This is a genomic window from Flavobacterium sp. (genome assembly GCF_041392085.1).
GTDB lineage: Bacteria > Bacteroidota > Bacteroidia > Flavobacteriales > Flavobacteriaceae > Flavobacterium.
Genome location: NZ_JAWKMW010000007.1, coordinates 214665 through 233419, shown reverse-complemented (window position 1 = coordinate 233419; position 18755 = coordinate 214665). Strand labels below are relative to the sequence as shown.

The 18755-nt window shown below is 35.8% G+C and carries 7 protein-coding genes; all 7 read left to right on the top strand.

What is annotated here, in order from left to right:
- Positions 1–60 precede the first annotated feature (60 nt).
- The 7 genes from rplL (at position 61) to R2782_RS07340 (ending at position 18738) form a co-directional block, all read left to right on the top strand.
- The gene (gene rplL, locus R2782_RS07370; RefSeq protein ID WP_371267524.1) at positions 61–441 is read left to right on the top strand and encodes a 50S ribosomal protein L7/L12; all 381 of its coding nucleotides are present in this window, start codon (positions 61–63) and stop codon (positions 439–441) included.
- Positions 442–708: 267 nt separating this feature from the next.
- Positions 709–4521, top strand: a complete 3813-nt coding sequence (gene rpoB / locus R2782_RS07365) for a DNA-directed RNA polymerase subunit beta (protein ID WP_371267522.1) — start codon at positions 709–711, stop codon at positions 4519–4521.
- Between the two features lie 84 nt (positions 4522–4605).
- Positions 4606–8910 carry a DNA-directed RNA polymerase subunit beta' gene (gene rpoC, locus R2782_RS07360; RefSeq protein WP_371267520.1) on the top strand — a complete coding sequence of 1435 codons (4305 nt, stop codon included), beginning with the start codon at positions 4606–4608 and terminating at the stop codon, positions 8908–8910.
- Positions 8911–8914: 4 nt separating this feature from the next.
- Positions 8915–9226, top strand: coding sequence for a DUF3467 domain-containing protein (locus R2782_RS07355; RefSeq protein WP_371267518.1), 312 nt, complete (start codon positions 8915–8917; stop codon positions 9224–9226).
- A gap of 386 nt (positions 9227–9612) precedes the next feature.
- Positions 9613–14382: a GEVED domain-containing protein gene (locus tag R2782_RS07350; protein WP_371267516.1), complete on the top strand. Its 4770-nt coding sequence runs from the start codon at positions 9613–9615 to the stop codon at positions 14380–14382.
- A 301-nt stretch (positions 14383–14683) separates the two neighbouring features.
- Entirely contained in the window at positions 14684–17710 is a 3027-nt protein-coding gene (locus R2782_RS07345) for a T9SS type A sorting domain-containing protein (protein ID WP_371267514.1), read from the top strand.
- Positions 17711–17871: 161 nt separating this feature from the next.
- On the top strand, positions 17872–18738 hold the full coding sequence (locus R2782_RS07340; protein ID WP_371267512.1) for an ABC transporter permease: 867 nt from the start codon (positions 17872–17874) through the stop codon (positions 18736–18738).
- Positions 18739–18755 lie beyond the last annotated feature (17 nt).

Genomic DNA, 18755 nt, shown 5'->3' with positions numbered 1-18755 from the left:
AACTAGCGAGAACGCACTTAATAAATTATATTTTACAAACTATTTAAATCGATAGAAAAAATGGCAGATTTGAAACAATTCGCAGAACAATTAGTTAACTTAACAGTAAAAGAAGTTAACGAATTAGCAACAATTTTAAAAGAAGAGTACGGTATTGAGCCTGCTGCTGCAGCTGTTGCTGTTGCTGGTCCAGTTGCTGGTGGTGGTGATGCTGGAGCGGCTGAAGAGCAAACAGAATTCACAGTAGTATTAAAAGACGCTGGAGCTTCTAAATTAGCTGTAGTAAAAGCTGTTAAAGAATTAACAGGTTTAGGTCTTAAAGAAGCAAAAGATTTAGTTGATGCTGCACCATCAAATGTTAAAGAAGGTGTTTCTAAAGATGAGGCTGAAGGGCTTAAAAAATCTTTAGAAGAAGCTGGAGCTTCAGTTGAGCTTAAATAGGCTTACTTAGGTTTTAAGAACTAGGTTTAGGTCTTGGATTAACCTCCAAAGACCTAAACCATTTTTCGTATAATAAAATAAAAACAAGTTTTATTATAATAATTAGTTTAATATACGAAAAAATTTTTGATCGATACGAAGAAAAAAAGCGAAATTAATTATACTGTTTTGCCTTTAGAGATGTATTGATTTTAAAAAAGAAAGTATAAATTAAACAGTGTAATTACACAAAAAATTACTTTTTTTTAATCAAAATTTTGTCCATTGATGATAACAAATCAGACTGAAAGATTGAATTTTGCCTCAACCAAAAACATACCTCAATATCCGGATTTCCTTGATATTCAGGTAAAATCTTTTAAAGATTTCTTCCAATTGGAAACGAAATCTGACGAAAGAGGCAACGAAGGTCTATACAACACCTTCATGGAAAATTTTCCAATCACCGATACAAGAAACAATTTCGTACTTGAATTTTTAGACTATTTTGTAGACCCTCCTCGCTATTCTATCTCAGAATGTATCGAAAGAGGTTTAACGTATAGTGTGCCATTAAAAGCGAGACTAAAGCTATACTGTACAGATCCTGAACATGAAGATTTTGAAACAATAGTACAAGATGTCTATTTAGGTACTATTCCCTATATGACACCTAGTGGTACTTTCGTTATAAATGGTGCTGAAAGAGTTGTAGTATCGCAGTTACACCGTTCTCCTGGTGTTTTCTTTGGACAGTCTTTCCATGCAAATGGAACCAAATTATATTCTGCCCGTGTTATCCCTTTCAAAGGTTCATGGATTGAATTTGCTACCGATATCAATAACGTAATGTATGCGTATATCGATAGAAAGAAAAAATTACCTGTTACTACTTTATTCCGTGCAATCGGTTTTGAAAGAGATAAAGATATTCTTGAAATTTTTGACCTTGCAGAGGAAATTAAAGTATCTAAAACAGGATTAAAAAAATATATCGGACGTAAATTGGCTGCCCGTGTGTTAAACACTTGGCACGAAGATTTCGTTGATGAAGATACAGGAGAAGTTGTTTCTATTGAAAGAAACGAAATCATCTTAGATCGTGATACCATTATCGATAAAGATAATGTGGAAGAAATCATCGATTCTAATGTAAAATCTATTTTGTTGCATAAAGAGGATAATAATCAGGCAGATTATGCCATTATCCACAACACGTTACAAAAAGATCCAACCAACTCAGAAAAAGAAGCCGTAGAGCACATTTATCGTCAGTTGCGTAATGCAGAACCGCCTGATGAAGAAACCGCTCGTGGCATTATCGATAAATTGTTCTTCTCAGACCAACGTTACAACTTAGGTGAAGTAGGACGTTATAGAATGAACAAAAAATTAGGTTTGGATATCCCAATGGAAAAACAAGTGTTGACCAAAGAGGATATTATTACTATTGTTAAATATTTGATCGAATTAATCAACTCTAAAGCAGAAATTGATGATATCGATCACTTATCAAACCGACGTGTTAGAACTGTTGGAGAACAACTTTCTGCTCAATTTGGTGTAGGTTTGGCTCGTATGGCCAGAACTATCCGCGAAAGAATGAACGTTAGAGATAACGAGGTGTTTACACCAATTGATTTGATTAATGCCAAAACATTATCATCAGTAATCAACTCTTTCTTTGGAACCAATCAGTTATCTCAATTTATGGATCAAACAAATCCATTGGCTGAGATTACTCACAAAAGAAGATTGTCTGCCTTAGGACCTGGTGGTCTTTCAAGAGAAAGAGCCGGATTCGAGGTGCGTGACGTCCACTATACACATTATGGCCGTCTTTGTCCAATTGAAACACCTGAAGGACCAAACATTGGTTTGATTTCTTCGCTCGGTGTTTATGCGAAAGTAAACGGAATGGGTTTCATTGAAACTCCTTACCGAAAAGTAACAAATGGTGTTGTTGATTTAGCATCTGAACCAATTTATTTAAGTGCAGAAGAAGAAGAAGGCAAAATGATTGCTCAAGCAAACATTGAAATGGATAACAATGGAAAGATTACTTCCGACAAAGTTATTGCTCGTGAAGAAGGTGATTTCCCTGTTGTTGAACCAAATGTTGTTCATTACACAGACGTTGCTCCAAATCAAATTGCATCGATTTCTGCATCGTTAATTCCTTTCTTGGAACATGACGATGCGAACCGTGCATTGATGGGTTCAAACATGATGCGTCAGGCTGTTCCATTATTACGCCCTGAGTCACCAATTGTAGGAACCGGTCTAGAAAGACAAGTAGCTTCTGATTCGAGAGTTTTGATTAATGCTGAAGGAAATGGTGTTGTTGAATATGTTGATGCTGAAAAAATCACCATTAAATATGACCGAACCGATGCAGAAAGAATGGTGAGTTTTGATCCAGATGAAAAAACATATCAATTAATTAAATTTCAAAAAACCAATCAAAGTACTTGTATTAACCTTAAACCAATTGTTAGAAAAGGAGATAGGGTTATTAAAGGTCAGGTATTGTGTGAAGGATACGCAACACAAAACGGAGAATTGGCAATCGGTAGAAACCTTAAAGTAGCTTTTATGCCTTGGAAAGGGTATAACTTTGAGGATGCAATTGTAATATCCGAAAAAGTAGTTCGTGATGATATTTTTACATCCATTCATATTGATGATTACTCATTAGAAGTACGTGATACCAAATTAGGTAATGAAGAATTAACCAATGATATTCCAAACGTTTCTGAAGAAGCAACAAAAGATTTGGATGAAAACGGAATGATTAGAATTGGTGCCGAAGTAAAACCAGGTGATATTCTTATCGGAAAGATTACCCCAAAAGGGGAGTCTGATCCAACCCCAGAAGAAAAATTATTACGTGCCATCTTTGGTGATAAAGCAGGTGATGTAAAAGATGCTTCGTTAAAAGCTTCTCCATCTTTACACGGTGTTGTACTTGACAAAAAATTATTTGCTAGAGCTGTTAAAGATAAGCGTAAGCGTACCAAGGATAAAGACGATTTGGCTTCATTAGAAATGGAGTTTGAAGTAAAATTCAACGAATTAAAAGATAAGTTAGTTGATAAATTGTTCAATATCGTAAACGGAAAAACTTCTCAAGGTGTAATGAACGATCTTGGTGAAGAAGTTTTACCAAAAGGTAAGAAATATACCCAAAAAATGTTGAATGCAGTAGAAGATTTTGCTCATTTAACAAAAGGCCAATGGGTTGCCGATGACGAAACGAATGCATTAGTTAATGATTTGATTCACAATTATAAAATCAAATTAAATGACTTACAAGGAGCGTTGAGAAGAGAGAAATTCACTATTACAGTTGGGGATGAATTACCTGCGGGAATTTTAAAATTAGCTAAAGTTTACATTGCTAAAAAGCGTAAATTGAAAGTGGGTGATAAAATGGCTGGTCGTCACGGAAACAAAGGTATCGTTGCTCGTATCGTAAGAGACGAAGACATGCCTTTCCTTGAAGACGGAACACCCGTTGACATCGTATTGAACCCTCTTGGTGTACCTTCCCGTATGAACATTGGTCAGATTTATGAAACAGTTTTAGGTTGGGCAGGAAAGAATTTAGGAAGAAAGTATGCTACACCAATTTTTGATGGTGCTACTATCGATCAAATTAATGCTCTAACAGATGAAGCCGGTATTCCAAGATTCGGACATACCTATTTATACGATGGAGGAACAGGAGAACGTTTCCACCAAGCAGCAACGGTAGGTGTGATTTATATGTTAAAATTAGGTCACATGATTGATGATAAGATGCACGCACGTTCTATTGGTCCATATTCTCTTATTACACAACAACCATTGGGTGGTAAAGCTCAATTTGGAGGTCAGCGTTTTGGAGAGATGGAGGTTTGGGCTCTTGAAGCATATGGAGCTTCCAGTACTTTAAGAGAAATATTGACGGTAAAATCAGATGACGTAATCGGTAGAGCTAAAACTTACGAAGCAATCGTGAAGGGTGAGCCAATGCCGGAGCCGGGACTACCAGAATCATTCAATGTATTAATGCACGAATTGAAAGGTCTTGGTTTAGACATCAGATTAGAAGAATAACAGTATTGTTTCAAGTTTCAGGTTTCAAGTATTTTGTTACCTGAAACTTAAAATTTGAAACAAAAACAACAAATTTTATTGACTATGATGAATAATAGAAATAAAGATAAAAACACCGTTAAAAGGTTTGATAAAATTACCATCGGTTTAGCTTCACCAGAATCTATTTTGGCTGAATCAAGAGGAGAGGTACTTAAACCTGAAACCATTAATTATAGAACTCACAAACCGGAGCGTGATGGTCTTTTTTGTGAAAGAATTTTTGGACCAGTTAAAGATTATGAATGTGCTTGTGGAAAGTATAAACGAATCCGCTATAAGGGTATTGTTTGTGACCGTTGCGGGGTTGAAGTAACTGAAAAGAAAGTACGTCGTGATAGAGTTGGTCACATCAATTTAGTAGTGCCAATTGCTCATATTTGGTACTTCCGTTCTTTACCTAATAAGATAGGTTACATATTAGGATTACCGTCTAAAAAATTAGACATGATTATCTACTACGAAAGATACGTAGTAATTCAAGCCGGTATAGCAAAGAATGCCGAAGGAGAATCGTTAGAAAAATTAGACTTTTTAACAGAAGAGGAGTATTTAAATATTCTGGATACGCTTCCTATGGAAAATCAATATTTGGATGATTCTGATCCTAATAAATTTATCGCCAAAATGGGTGCTGAATGTATTATGGATTTATTAGCCAGAATTAATTTGGATGAACTTTCATTTGAATTACGTCATGCAGCTAATAATGAAACATCTAAACAAAGAAAAACGGAAGCATTAAAGCGTCTTCAAGTTGTTGAATCATTCCGTGAAGCAAACGAGAATAGAGAAAATCGTCCGGAGTGGATGATTTTAAAAGTAATTCCTGTAATTCCACCAGAATTACGTCCTTTAGTACCACTTGATGGAGGCCGTTTTGCTACATCAGATTTAAATGATTTATATCGTCGTGTAATTATCCGTAATAACCGTTTGAAAAGATTAATGGAGATTAAAGCTCCTGAAGTAATCTTACGAAATGAAAAGCGTATGTTGCAAGAAGCAGTTGACTCATTGTTCGATAACACACGTAAAGCTTCAGCTGTTAAGACAGAATCTAATCGTCCGTTAAAATCATTATCGGATTCGTTAAAAGGTAAACAAGGTCGCTTCCGTCAAAACTTATTAGGGAAACGCGTGGATTATTCTGCTCGTTCGGTAATTGTTGTTGGACCGGAATTGAAAATGTACGAGTGTGGTTTACCAAAAGATATGGCGGCTGAGTTGTATAAACCGTTTGTTATCCGTAAATTAATTGAGCGTGGTATCGTAAAAACGGTAAAATCAGCTAAGAAAATTATCGATAAGAAAGAACCGGTTGTTTGGGACATTCTAGAAAATGTAATCAAAGGACATCCGGTATTATTGAATCGTGCTCCTACCCTTCACCGTTTAGGTATCCAAGCTTTTCAACCTAAATTGATTGAAGGTAAAGCGATTCAGTTGCACCCATTAACCTGTACGGCATTTAATGCTGATTTTGATGGTGACCAGATGGCGGTACATTTGCCACTAGGTCCTGAAGCTATTTTGGAAGCTCAACTATTGATGTTGGCTTCTCATAATATTTTAAATCCTGCAAATGGTGCTCCAATTACGGTACCTTCTCAGGACATGGTTTTGGGACTATATTATATGACAAAAGAACGATTATCTACGCCTGATCATAAGATTTTAGGTGAAGGATTAACGTTCTACTCTCCCGAAGAGGTTAATATTGCTTTGAACGAAGGTAAACTTGAGTTAAATGCAAGAATTAAAATCAGAGCCAAAGATTATAATGAAAATGGTGAATTAGTATATAAATTAATTCAAACTACGGCAGGTAGAGTATTGTTTAATGAAGTAGTACCGGAAGCTGCGGGCTACATCAATGAGGTTTTAACCAAAAAATCATTGCGAGATATTATCGGTAAGATTTTATCTGTAACCAATGTTCCAACAACGGCTGCCTTCTTGGATAATATGAAAGATATGGGATACAAGTTTGCATTCCGTGGCGGATTATCATTCAGTTTAGGAGATATTATTATCCCGCATCAAAAAGAAGAATTAATTGCTGATGCCAGAGAAGAAGTAGATGCAATCACCATGAATTATAACATGGGATTAATTACCAATAATGAAAGATATAACCAAGTTATTGACGTTTGGACTTCTAAAAATGCATTGTTAACAGAATTGGCAATGAAAAATATACGTGAAGACCAACAGGGATTTAACTCAGTATATATGATGCTTGATTCTGGAGCAAGGGGTTCTAAAGAACAGATTCGTCAGTTAACCGGTATGCGTGGTTTGATGGCTAAGCCAAAAAAATCTACTGCCGGAGGTGGGGAAATCATCGAAAACCCTATTCTTTCTAACTTCAAAGAAGGTCTTTCGATTCTTGAGTATTTTATTTCTACACACGGTGCTCGTAAAGGTCTTGCCGATACGGCATTAAAAACAGCCGATGCAGGATATTTAACCAGAAGATTACATGATGTTTCGCAAGATGTGATTGTGAATATGGAAGATTGTGGTACCCTAAGAGGAATTGAAGTTTCCGCCTTAAAAAAGAATGAAGAAATTGTAGAAACCTTAGGAGAAAGAATTTTAGGACGTGTAGCACTTCAAGATGTAATCAACCCATTGAATTTAGAAGTTTTAGTTCATGCCGGTCAAGAGATTACAGAATCAATTGTAAAAGCTATTGAGGCCTCACCATTAGAAAAAGTAGAAGTTAGATCACCATTAACTTGTGAAGCCTCTAAAGGAATTTGTGCCAAATGTTACGGTAGAAACCTAGCAACCGGAAGAATGACCCAAAAAGGAGAAGCAGTTGGAGTAATTGCTGCACAATCCATTGGAGAACCTGGAACTCAGTTAACATTAAGAACTTTCCACGTTGGAGGGGTTGCCGGAGGTATGTCTGAAGAATCTAGTATTATAACTCGATTTAAAGGTAGATTAGAAATAGATGATTTAAAGACTGTTAAAGGAGAGGATGCAGAAGGCAATTCAATAGATATTGTTATTTCGCGTTCTACTGAATTGAAATTAGTAGATGAAAACACAGGCATTGTTTTAAATACTCACAACATTCCATATGGTTCTACAATTTTTGTAAAAGATGGTCAAGTTGTAGAAAAAGGTACTGCTATTTGTAAATGGGATCCGTATAATGGGGTGATTATTTCTGAGTTTACCGGTAAAATCGCTTATGAAGATTTGGAACAAGGACAATCTTACCAGGTTGAAATTGATGAACAAACCGGTTTCCAAGAAAAAGTTATTTCGGAAGGAAGAAATAAAAAATTGATTCCAACTTTATTGATATATGGTAAAGATGGTGAATTGATTCGTTCTTATAACTTACCTGTTGGTGCACACTTAATGGTAGATGATGGTGAGAAAATTAAAGCTGGAAAAATTTTAGTTAAGATTCCTAGACGTTCTTCTAAAGCAGGAGATATTACAGGGGGTCTTCCAAGAATTACAGAGCTTTTAGAAGCACGTAATCCTTCAAATCCTGCTGTTGTGTCTGAAATAGATGGTGTAGTGACGTTTGGTAAAATTAAGAGAGGTAATCGCGAAATCATCATCGAATCAAAATTTGGTGAAGTAAAGAAATACTTAGTGAAACTGTCTAACCAAATTTTGGTTCAGGAGAATGACTTTGTAAAAGCGGGTATGTCTTTGTCTGATGGAGCAATTACTCCGGAAGACATCTTGAGAATTCAAGGGCCATCAGCCGTTCAACAATATTTAGTAAATGAAATACAAGAAGTTTATCGTTTACAAGGGGTAAAAATTAACGACAAGCATTTTGAGGTGGTAATCCGTCAAATGATGCGTAAAGTTAAAGTTGAAGATCCAGGTGATACACTTTTCTTGGAAGAGCAATTGGTTCATACGAAAGATTTTATCTATGAAAATGATAAATTATTCGGTATGAAAATTGTTGAAGATGCCGGTGATTCACAAAACTTGAAACCGGGTCAAATGATTACACCAAGACAATTGCGTGATGAAAACTCTTTGTTAAAACGTGAAGATAAAAATCTTGTTGTAGCTCGTGATGTGATTACTGCTACGGCAACTCCTATTCTTCAAGGTATTACCAGAGCATCACTTCAGACTAAATCGTTCATATCTGCAGCTTCTTTCCAAGAAACAACTAAAGTGTTGAATGAAGCAGCTGTTGCCGGAAAAGTTGATACGTTAGAAGGCTTGAAAGAAAACGTTATTGTTGGACATAGAATCCCTGCCGGAACAGGTATGCGAGAATATGATAACAATATAGTTGGTTCTAAAGAAGACTATAATGAATTAATGGCGGCTAAAGAGGAATATAATTATTAAAAAGATGAGTGAAAATAATCAACAACCCGGTCAAATTAATATTGAGTTAGATGAAAAAGTTGCTGAAGGAATTTATTCTAATTTGGCAATAATCAATCATTCTGCATCTGAATTTGTTTTAGATTTTGTAACATTAATGCCGGGGGTGCCTAAAGCAAAGGTAAAATCGAGAATTATATTAACTCCACAGCATGCTAAACGTTTATTGAAAGCTATAGGAGAGAATATTCATCGTTTTGAATTAGCTCATGGTGAAATTAAAGACTCAGATCAACCTCAGGTGCCTTTGAGTTTTGGACCTACCGGGCAGGCATAATATAAATTTGTTTACTGATAAAAAAAACCCTCGAGAAATTGAGGGTTTTTTATTGTAAATTTTGTTTGGGTTGTTTAGTTAATTAATCGAATAAAAACAATTCAAATTTATATTTTTTATTTGTTTGATAAATTATTCTTACCACTCTAAATTTTGCAATATATGCATTTTTTTACTGTATTTCATCGATGTTTTTAGTTTTTTATCGATTTCATAATAATTTGATAACATTGTTTTGGGATTCATCTTAACTTTATAGTAAATTAAATTAGTTAAACTTTATGAAATCAAATTACACTTCAAAACAAAGGCGATTGGGGTCGTCGCTGTTTTATTCATGGCTTAGTGTACTAACACTGTTTTTATTTCTCCTAAGTGAGAATAATATGTTTGCACAAGTTGCCAATTACACGTTTTCCCAAAGTTCGGGAACTTACACGCCAATTTCGGGTGGTACTGTCTCAGCTTCCGGGTCAGGATTAGATGATAGTATAATTAGTGTTACATTACCAACCGCTTTTTCTTACAATGGTAATAATATTACAACGGTTGGATTTAGCCCAAATGGTTACTTAATTATGGGTAACACAACCTCGCATGGTTATACACCCATCTCTAGTACTGCTACTTCAAATGGTGTTATTGCTGGTTTGGGAATGGATTTGGTTGCTAATTCCGCATCTTCTGAGTTACGTTGGCAACAAATCGGGAATGAAATAATTTTCCAATGGACTGACTTCAAGAGGTACAATTCACCAGCTTTCACAAACGAAAGTTTTAGTATGCAAATTCGATTAAATACAACAACAAAAGGCATTTCAGTTGTTTACAATGGTTCAGCATCTATTAATGTTAGTACTACTAGAATTCCACAAGTTGGATTGAGAGGTTCAAGTAATACAGATTATAACGCAAGAAGATTAACAACATCTGTTCCTGATACAACTCCTTCATGGGATGATACTACAGCTGCAACTAGTAATGCACATAATGTTAGATTTACTAGTACTGCACCTGCAACATTTCCAACAGCTGGTTTGACTTTTTCTTGGGCGGCACCTGTAATTGCAATTGATATGGCTGCGACGGCTATCACTGGAATACCATCATCAAATTGTGCTAATATTTCTGTCCCTGTATCTGTAACTATAACTAATAATGGAGCTAACACTATAGATTTTTCCACAAATAATGCTACTGTTACTTTAAATGTGACAGGAGCATCAACTCAAACGCTAACTGCGACATTAAATTCTGGAACTTTAGCAACAAGTGGGTCACAATCGGTATTGCTGTCTCCAAATGCAAATTTTTCTGTTGCCGGTACTCATAATTTATCTGCAACAGTAACTGTTGCTGGTGATGCGGTTGCAGCTAATAATACAACCACTGGTTCAAAAGTAATTGCAGCATCTATTGCTTCACCTTATAATATGGATTTTCCAACGACTTCAAGTCCTACAGGATGGAATACTACAGGATGGTTGATTGGAGCGTCAGGACATTCCGTTACTACAAATGGCGTATATAAAAACATGTGGAATAATTCTGGATCAACTTCAGGCCAGTTTAACACAATTGCGGTTGGACCATTAGGAAGTAATGATGAATTAAAATTTGACTTTAGAATACTAAATTGGAGTTCAACATATCCAGGGACTCAGGTGCCACCTACAGGAAATTGGGGTAATTTTAAAGTACAGATTAGTACTGATTGTGGAGGTACTTATTCAGACCTTCAGCAAATAGATAATTCTAATCATCTGGTGACAGACCAAAGTTGGACAACAAAAGTATATAATTTAGCATCTTATTCAGGTCAGAATGTTGTAGTCAGAATTTTAGCTACTTGGTCTTCAGGAGATTATTTTTTGGATTTTGATAATTTTTCAATTGCTCCTGTACCGGTATTACCGCCTAATTGTGCAACGGGACTACTACCTGCTGATTTAACTACAGATTTCGATAGAAATGGAAGTTTAACTTGGAGTGCCGCTACGGGTGGTCCAACGAGTTATGATGTGTATTTTGGTACATCTTCAAATCCAAGTTTGGTAACAAATACAACAGGATTGAGTTATACGCCATCTACTATGCTGGCAAATACAACCTATTATTGGAAAATAGTACCAAAGAATGATAATGGCGATGCTACGGGTTGTATAGAACAGTCTTTTACAACTGCTACCAATTTTACGTATTGTGCTGTGAGTACAACTAATACCTCTGATTATACTTCAGCATTTAGCACAACAAATGCTGTTGCTAACCTATCGTATACAGCAACTTCTCAACCTTCAGGGTCTTATTCTGATCAAACTGCACAAAACTTCACGGTTTATCAAGGTGAAACATTTGATTTTTCACATTCGTATGTAGGAGGTGGTAATGGTGTAAAGATTTGGATAGATTATGATGAAAATGGACTATTTGATGTTGCAGAAGAAGTATTTTATTTAGCGAATTCATCTGCTACAAAAACTGGTTCAGTAACTGTTTCTTTGATTACTCCTGTTGGGCAATACAGAATGAGGGTTCGTTCTCAATATGGGTCATCAGCCGTTCCACCTGCTTGTGGAAATGTGTCTTATGGTTCAACAGTTGATTATACTTTGAGTGTTGCTTCTGCACCAACGGATACACCTGACTATGTTAATTTACAATACCCGGATAATGCTACAATTTTAGCGGGTGATTCAGTTACTGTTTATGCACGTGTGTATGAAGGAGGTTTAACAGATACAACTTCAGGTCAGGCATCTGGTATTGAAGCTTGGATTGGTATTAGCCCTGAAGGTGCTGATGCTTCTTCAAACCCAAATACATGGACAACATGGATACCGGCAACCTTTAATGTAGAAACAGATGGAAATAATAATGATGAATACCAAGCGAGTATTGGTTCTACTTTATTGGCTGGTACATACCGTTATGCATCTCGTTTTAGATTAAATGGTGGGCCATACGTGTATGGAGGTTATCCATTTAACGCATGGAATGGATCTGATAGCAACAGTGGAATATTAACTGTGAATCCAAATCCTACACAATGTGCAGGAATTGATACTCCTGCTAATGCGTCTTCAGACGTAGCAATAGGAACTGTTACTCTGTCTTGGACAGCTCCATTATCAGGTCCTGCTCCTACAGGATATAAAGTTTTCTTCGGAACTACTTCCGGAAGTTTAACTCAGGCTGGAACTACGACTAATTTAACTTATAATGTTTCTGCACCGGCTTATTCAACTACTTATTATTGGCAAATTGTACCAACTTCAGTAATTGGAGATGGTGATGCATTAGGATGTGCTGAATGGAGTTTTACTACTCAAGCGGATCCATTTGCACCTTATTGTTCTGCAATTACGTTTACTTCAAATGTAGAACCAATAACTTCTGTCAATTTTGCTGGTATTAATAACCAAAGTAGTGCAACATTAAATGGAACTCCAGCTTTACAGAACTTTATCGCTTTATCGGGTAATGTTACTTCAGGAGAATCTTATACTATGACTTTAAAAGGAAATACTGATGGTGATTATGTTAATAATTTCAGAGTATTTATTGATTGGAATCAAGACGGTGATTTTAATGATGCGGGTGAAACCTACAATGCCGGTACTATTGAAGATTCAGATGGGTTAGATGCTGTTGAAGCTGTTTCTACTATTGCTGTGCCTTCAAATGCATTGCCGGGTACTACTCGTATGAGAGTGAAAAAAATATATGCTACCACTAATATTGATAATCCTTGTGTTGGTAGCGGTTTTGGACAAGTAGAAGACTACTCTTTAAATGTAAGCATTCCTTGGTATTTAGATGCAGACAATGATTCTTATGGTGATGACAACAATGTAATTGTAGCTGTAGAAAATCCTTTACCTGGATTATTCGTATCGGTAGGTGGCGACTGCGACGACACCAACAACACAGTTTATCCGGGAGCGACAGAAATCTGCTACGATGGTTTAGACAATGATTGTGATGGTATTATCGACAATGGTTGTACACCAATAGTATCGGTAGTTCAACCGGCACAGTGTGGAATAACCTTACCAACGATTGACAGTTATGTTTATGCTAACTTGGTAGCGGGAGCACAAGGATACCGTTTTAGAGTAACCAATTTATCAACCAATGAAGTACAAACCATTGACAGAGCCTTACGTGTTTTCCGTTTTACACAGTTAACAAGCTATGCCTTTGCAACAGAATATTCGGTTGAAGTTTCAGTGCGAATCAATAATGTTTGGCAACCGTTCTACGGGACACCATGTAATGTTTCTACACCGGATACCACTACACAAATCCAAGCTTCTCAATGTAACACGGTTATCAGTAACGTGAACAACGCTATCTTTGCTGATATTGTACCGTTTGCAACGGGTTACCGTTTTAGAGTAACTAATACGTTGAATCCAATCGATGTACAAACTATTGATCGTCCGATTAGAGATTTTAGAATGAATTTGTTGTCAAACATTCAATTCAACACAACGTACAATGTAGAGGTAGCGGTTAGAAATACAGATGGAACGTATTTATCGTATGGACCTGTTTGTAACATCACTACACCATTGTTCCCAACAGTAGGATTAGAAGATGCACAATGTGATGAGTATATGGTTACTTCAAATACAGAAATGTTGTATGCAGAATCATATCCGGGTGTTGAGCAATACCGCTTCTTAGAGAATATTAGTCAGCCTTATAACCAAACGGTTGATAGAGCCACAAGAACTGTTACATTGAGTAATTTCACAGGTTTAATACCGGGTGAGATGTATACTGTACGCGTAGCTATCCGCTTAAACGGCGTATGGGGACCTTACGGAAAATCTTGTAGTGTTATTACTCCCGGTGCCGGAAGACCTGACGAAGTAACAAGAGTAGATCAAACTACAGTGAATGAGTTTAAAGCAATTGCTTATCCAAACCCATTTGCGACAAGTTTTACTATTGATGTAAGAACGTCAAACACTGAAGCAGTAAGTTTGACTGTGTACGACATGGCAGGAAGACTATTGGAAGTGAAAGAAGTGAAAGCACAAGATGTAACGAACTACCAATTCGGAGAGGGTTACCCTTCTGGTGTTTACAACTTGGTTGTAACACAAGGTAATGAAACGAGAACTGTACGTGTAGTAAAACAATAAAGCAAAGTCGATAGGAACAAATGTTCTACTTACTAAGCTAAATAAAGTAAAGCCTCCGAGTAATCGGAGGCTTTTTTTTTAAATATAAACATTAGTAAAATTTTGACCTTTTTTTTGATAAATTAGTGATAAAAGTATTGATAATATGCCTTTAATCGGAAATTTTATCAACTTATCGGATTTGTTGTGTATTGCAGTTTGTCTAATTTAAATTTGTATATCCAAAAAATAACTCTAATCCATTGTTAACCAGATGGATGTAGGAACGTTTCCGAAATTGTATCAACTAAAATACATATATATGGAAACTAAACAATTACGTTATTTAGGGCTATTTTTAGTAGTCTTTATGTTTTTTGTTCATTTTGCTTTTGCACAAGTGAATATGACGGCAACTGGGTCTTATACTCAGAATTTTAATTCCCTCTCTCAATCCGGAAGTTCAAATAGTTTTTCGAATAACACTACTATTTCTTCTTGGTATATACAGAGAGAAAATAGTAATGCTAATCCCAATAGCTATGCTGCAGATAATGGGGGTAGCAGTTCAGGACGATTCTATAGTTATGGGTCAAATGGGAGTTCAGAAAGAGCTTTAGGAATTTTGAATAGTGGTAGCACTGATGATGCTGCGATTGGACTTTTGTTGCGAAATACTTCAGGTGTAACCATAACAAATATAACCGTAAGTTATACCTTAGAACAATGGAGAAAAGGTAGTGACGGTACTCAAGGGGTTGCATTTAGGTACAGAACAAGTTCTTCTTCTTTTTCAGACTTAAATGAGAATTCAGATTTTGGATGGACTTCTGTTTCTGCTTTAGATTTAGATGGACCAGTCTCTTCAGGTTCTGATAATATTTCTTTAAATGGTAATTCTGCATCAAATAGCGTTTCTGTTTCAAATGTATCACTTTCGGGATTGTCTTTAGCAAATGGAGACTATATCATGCTTCGTTGGCGAGATATAAATCATTCCGGTTCTGATAATGGCTTTGGAATAGATGATGTAACAGTAAATTTTACTGTGCCTAGTGTTATCTTTTCCAATGAAATTACAACAAATAATAATTCTGCTAATCCATATACAACTAATCAAGTAGTAGATGTAAATGCTTCAGCTGAAGGTATAGGTAGAGGAGATGGTCTAAATTATGAATCAGAAAATGGTGGTTACGCAGCTAACAATTATACAACTAGCAGCTCATTAGATTCAGATGATTATATGTACTTTACAATAACACCCAATGTGGGTTATCAATTAAATTTTGAAAGTTTTGATTATCAGGAAGAAAGAACTGATTCTGATGGTCCGGAAGATTTTTCTTTTAGATCAAGTTTAAACTATGGTTTGTCTATTTTGACTTATACCTTAACTAATGAAAGTCCAAATAATCGGTCAATTGATTTAGGAGCTTCACAATATCAAAATGTTCAAAGCACTATTACATTCAGACTATATGGTTGGGATGCTCCCGGAGGTAGTTCTAATGATAGAGAATATAGTATCAATAGTTTTGCTTTTTTAGGAACAGTAACCATGATTCCTCCTACAGTATCAAATACTACTCCCACATCAATTTGTGATAATGGTTCAGGCTTAGTTACTGTAACAGGAAATAATTTAATTCATGTAACTAATGTAACTGTTGGAGGAACACCTGTAAGTATTGACTCGCAAACGAATAGTGAATTGGTAGTTACTGTTCCTCAAGGTGTTTTTGGTATTTTAACAGTAACTAATGAAGCAGGTAGTGCCAATGGAGCAACGATTGAGCTTTTAAATGCTGTAACGTATTACGCTGATCTTGATGCAGACGGATTTGGTGATGCAGCAAGTTTTGTTTCTAATTGTACAGGGCAACCGGTTGGATATGTTGCTAATAGCTTAGACTGCGATGATAATTTAGTACTTTATGAAGATTTAGATAATGATGGATTTGGATCTTTAGTTTTGGTTGCCTGTGGTGGAGTAACAAATAACCTCGATACGAATGATAATTTACTCACTTATGTTGATGCAGATAATGATGGATTTGGTTCCAGCACGCTTGCTCCGAGTGGAGTAACTAATAATACCGACTGCGACGACACCAACAACACGGTTTATCCGGGAGCGACAGAAATCTGCTACGATGGATTAGACAATGATTGTGATGGTACCATCGACAATGGTTGTACGCCAATTGTGTCGGTTGTTCAACCGGCACAATGTGGACAAACATTGGCAACAATAGACAGCTATGTTTATGCTAATTTGGTTGCAGGAGCACAAGGATACCGATTCCGAGTAACAGACATGACAACTAATGAGGTACAAAGCATTGACAGAGCGTTACGTGTTTTCCGTTTAACGCAATTAACCAACTATGCCTTTAACAGAACTTATACGGTAGAAGTATCGGTACGTATCAACAATGTTTGGCAACCGTTCTATGGGACACCATGTAATGTTTCTACACCGGATACTACTACACAAGTCCAAGCTTCTCAATGTAACACGGTTATCAGTAACGTGAACAACGCTATCTTTGCAGATATTGTACCGTTTGCAACGGGTTACCGCTTTAGAGTAACCAATACGTTGAATCCAATCGATGTACAAACTATTGATCGTCCGATTAGAGATTTTAGAATGAATTTGTTGTCAAACATTCAATTCAACACAACGTACAATGTAGAGGTAGCGGTTAGAAATACAGACGGAGAGTATTTATCGTATGGTCCTGTTTGTAACATCACTACACCATTGTTCCCAACAGTAGGCTTAGAAGATGCACAATGTGATGAGTATATGGTTACTTCTAATACAGAGGTGTTGTATGCAGAATCCTATCCGGGTGTTGAGCAATACAGATTCTTATTGGAGAATGTTAGTTTAGCTTACAGCCAAGCGGTTGATAGAGCTACAAGAACTTTTTCATTGAGTAATTTCACAGGTTTATTACCGGGTGAAATGTATACAGTACGTGTAGCTATCCGCTTAAACGGCGTATGGGGACCTTATGGAAAATCTTGTAGTGTTATTGCTCCCGGAGGAGAAATCATTGTAATCCGACCAGGGGACTCAATGGGAGGAACAGAATTTAAAGCAATTGCTTATCCAAACCCATTTGAAACAAGCTTTACCATTGATGTAAGAACGTCAAACACTGAAGCAGTAAGTTTGACTGTGTACGATATGGCAGGAAGACTTTTAGAAGTGAAAGAAGTGAAAGCTCAAGATGTAACTAACTACCAATTCGGAGAGGGTTACCCTTCAGGTGTTTACAACTTGGTTGTAACACAAGGTAATGAAACAAGAACTGTACGTGTAGTAAAACAATAAAGTAAAGTCCTAGTACACTAAGCTAATTAAAGTAAAGCCTCCGAATATTCGGAGGCTTTACTATTTTAAGACATGTGTTAGACTATTTTGTAAACAAACAAAGCAATTTCAATAAATAAACTCATAAAAAAATAATACATTTGAAAAAATTTTTTTTGAAGATGAATAAAACAAAAAATGAAGATTGGTTATTTGAAATTTCTCCCAAAAAATCAGCTCTTCATATAAATTTTAAAGAAATATGGCATTACAAAGACCTTTTAATGTTATTTGTGAAAAGAGATATTGTAACATTTTATAAACAGACAATCTTAGGTCCTGTATGGTTTATAATTCAACCTCTACTTACTTCAGTAATCCAATTTATTATTTTTAGTAAAATTGCTGATATACCCTCAGATGGTGTTCCTTACTTTTTGTTTGTTTTAGCCGGTAATATTATATGGTTCTATTTTTCTGATTGTTTAAAAGCAGTTTCGGAGACTTTTACAGCAAATCAAAACATATTCGGGAAAGTTTATTTTCCAAGAATAATTATGCCTTTAAAAGTCATCGTTTCAAATTTAGTGAAGTTTGGAATTCAGTTTTCTTTTTTTATTCTAGTTTTACTTTACTATATCTATCACGGTTATGATATTAAGCCGTCATTCTTTATCTTAATGACACCAATTTTGCTTTTTATTACGGCAATTTTGGCTATGGGAACAGGAATGTTAATTTCTTCTTTAACAGTTAAATATAGGGATTTGAACTTTGTAATAACTTTTGGGATATCTTTGTTTATGTATGTTACGCCAATCGTTTATCCCACAACATTGGTATTGGAAAAGTTAAATCCAAAGTATCATTTATTCGTTTATTTGAACCCTTTAACTGGCGTTTTAGATTTTTTTAAATATGCTTTTTTAGGTTCAGGAACAATAAATACTTACTATCTGTTATATTCTTTGTTCTTCGGTCTGATAGTTCTTTTTTTGGGAGTTTTGGTATTTAATAGAACAGAAAAGAGTTTTATAGATATAATTTAATTTTGAAAGTTGGTATA

What these genes read in the sequence shown, in the direction of transcription:
- R2782_RS07340 (WP_371267512.1), top strand. Translation starts at nt 17,872, where the DNA reads ATGAATAAAACAAAAAATGAAGATTGGTTATTTGAAATTTCTCCCAAA.
- rplL (WP_371267524.1), top strand. Translation starts at nt 61, where the DNA reads ATGGCAGATTTGAAACAATTCGCAGAACAATTAGTTAACTTAACAGTA.
- rpoC (WP_371267520.1), top strand. Translation starts at nt 4,606, where the DNA reads ATGATGAATAATAGAAATAAAGATAAAAACACCGTTAAAAGGTTTGAT.
- rpoB (WP_371267522.1), top strand. Translation starts at nt 709, where the DNA reads ATGATAACAAATCAGACTGAAAGATTGAATTTTGCCTCAACCAAAAAC.
- R2782_RS07350 (WP_371267516.1), top strand. Translation starts at nt 9,613, where the DNA reads ATGTTTGCACAAGTTGCCAATTACACGTTTTCCCAAAGTTCGGGAACT.
- R2782_RS07345 (WP_371267514.1), top strand. Translation starts at nt 14,684, where the DNA reads ATGGAAACTAAACAATTACGTTATTTAGGGCTATTTTTAGTAGTCTTT.
- R2782_RS07355 (WP_371267518.1), top strand. Translation starts at nt 8,915, where the DNA reads ATGAGTGAAAATAATCAACAACCCGGTCAAATTAATATTGAGTTAGAT.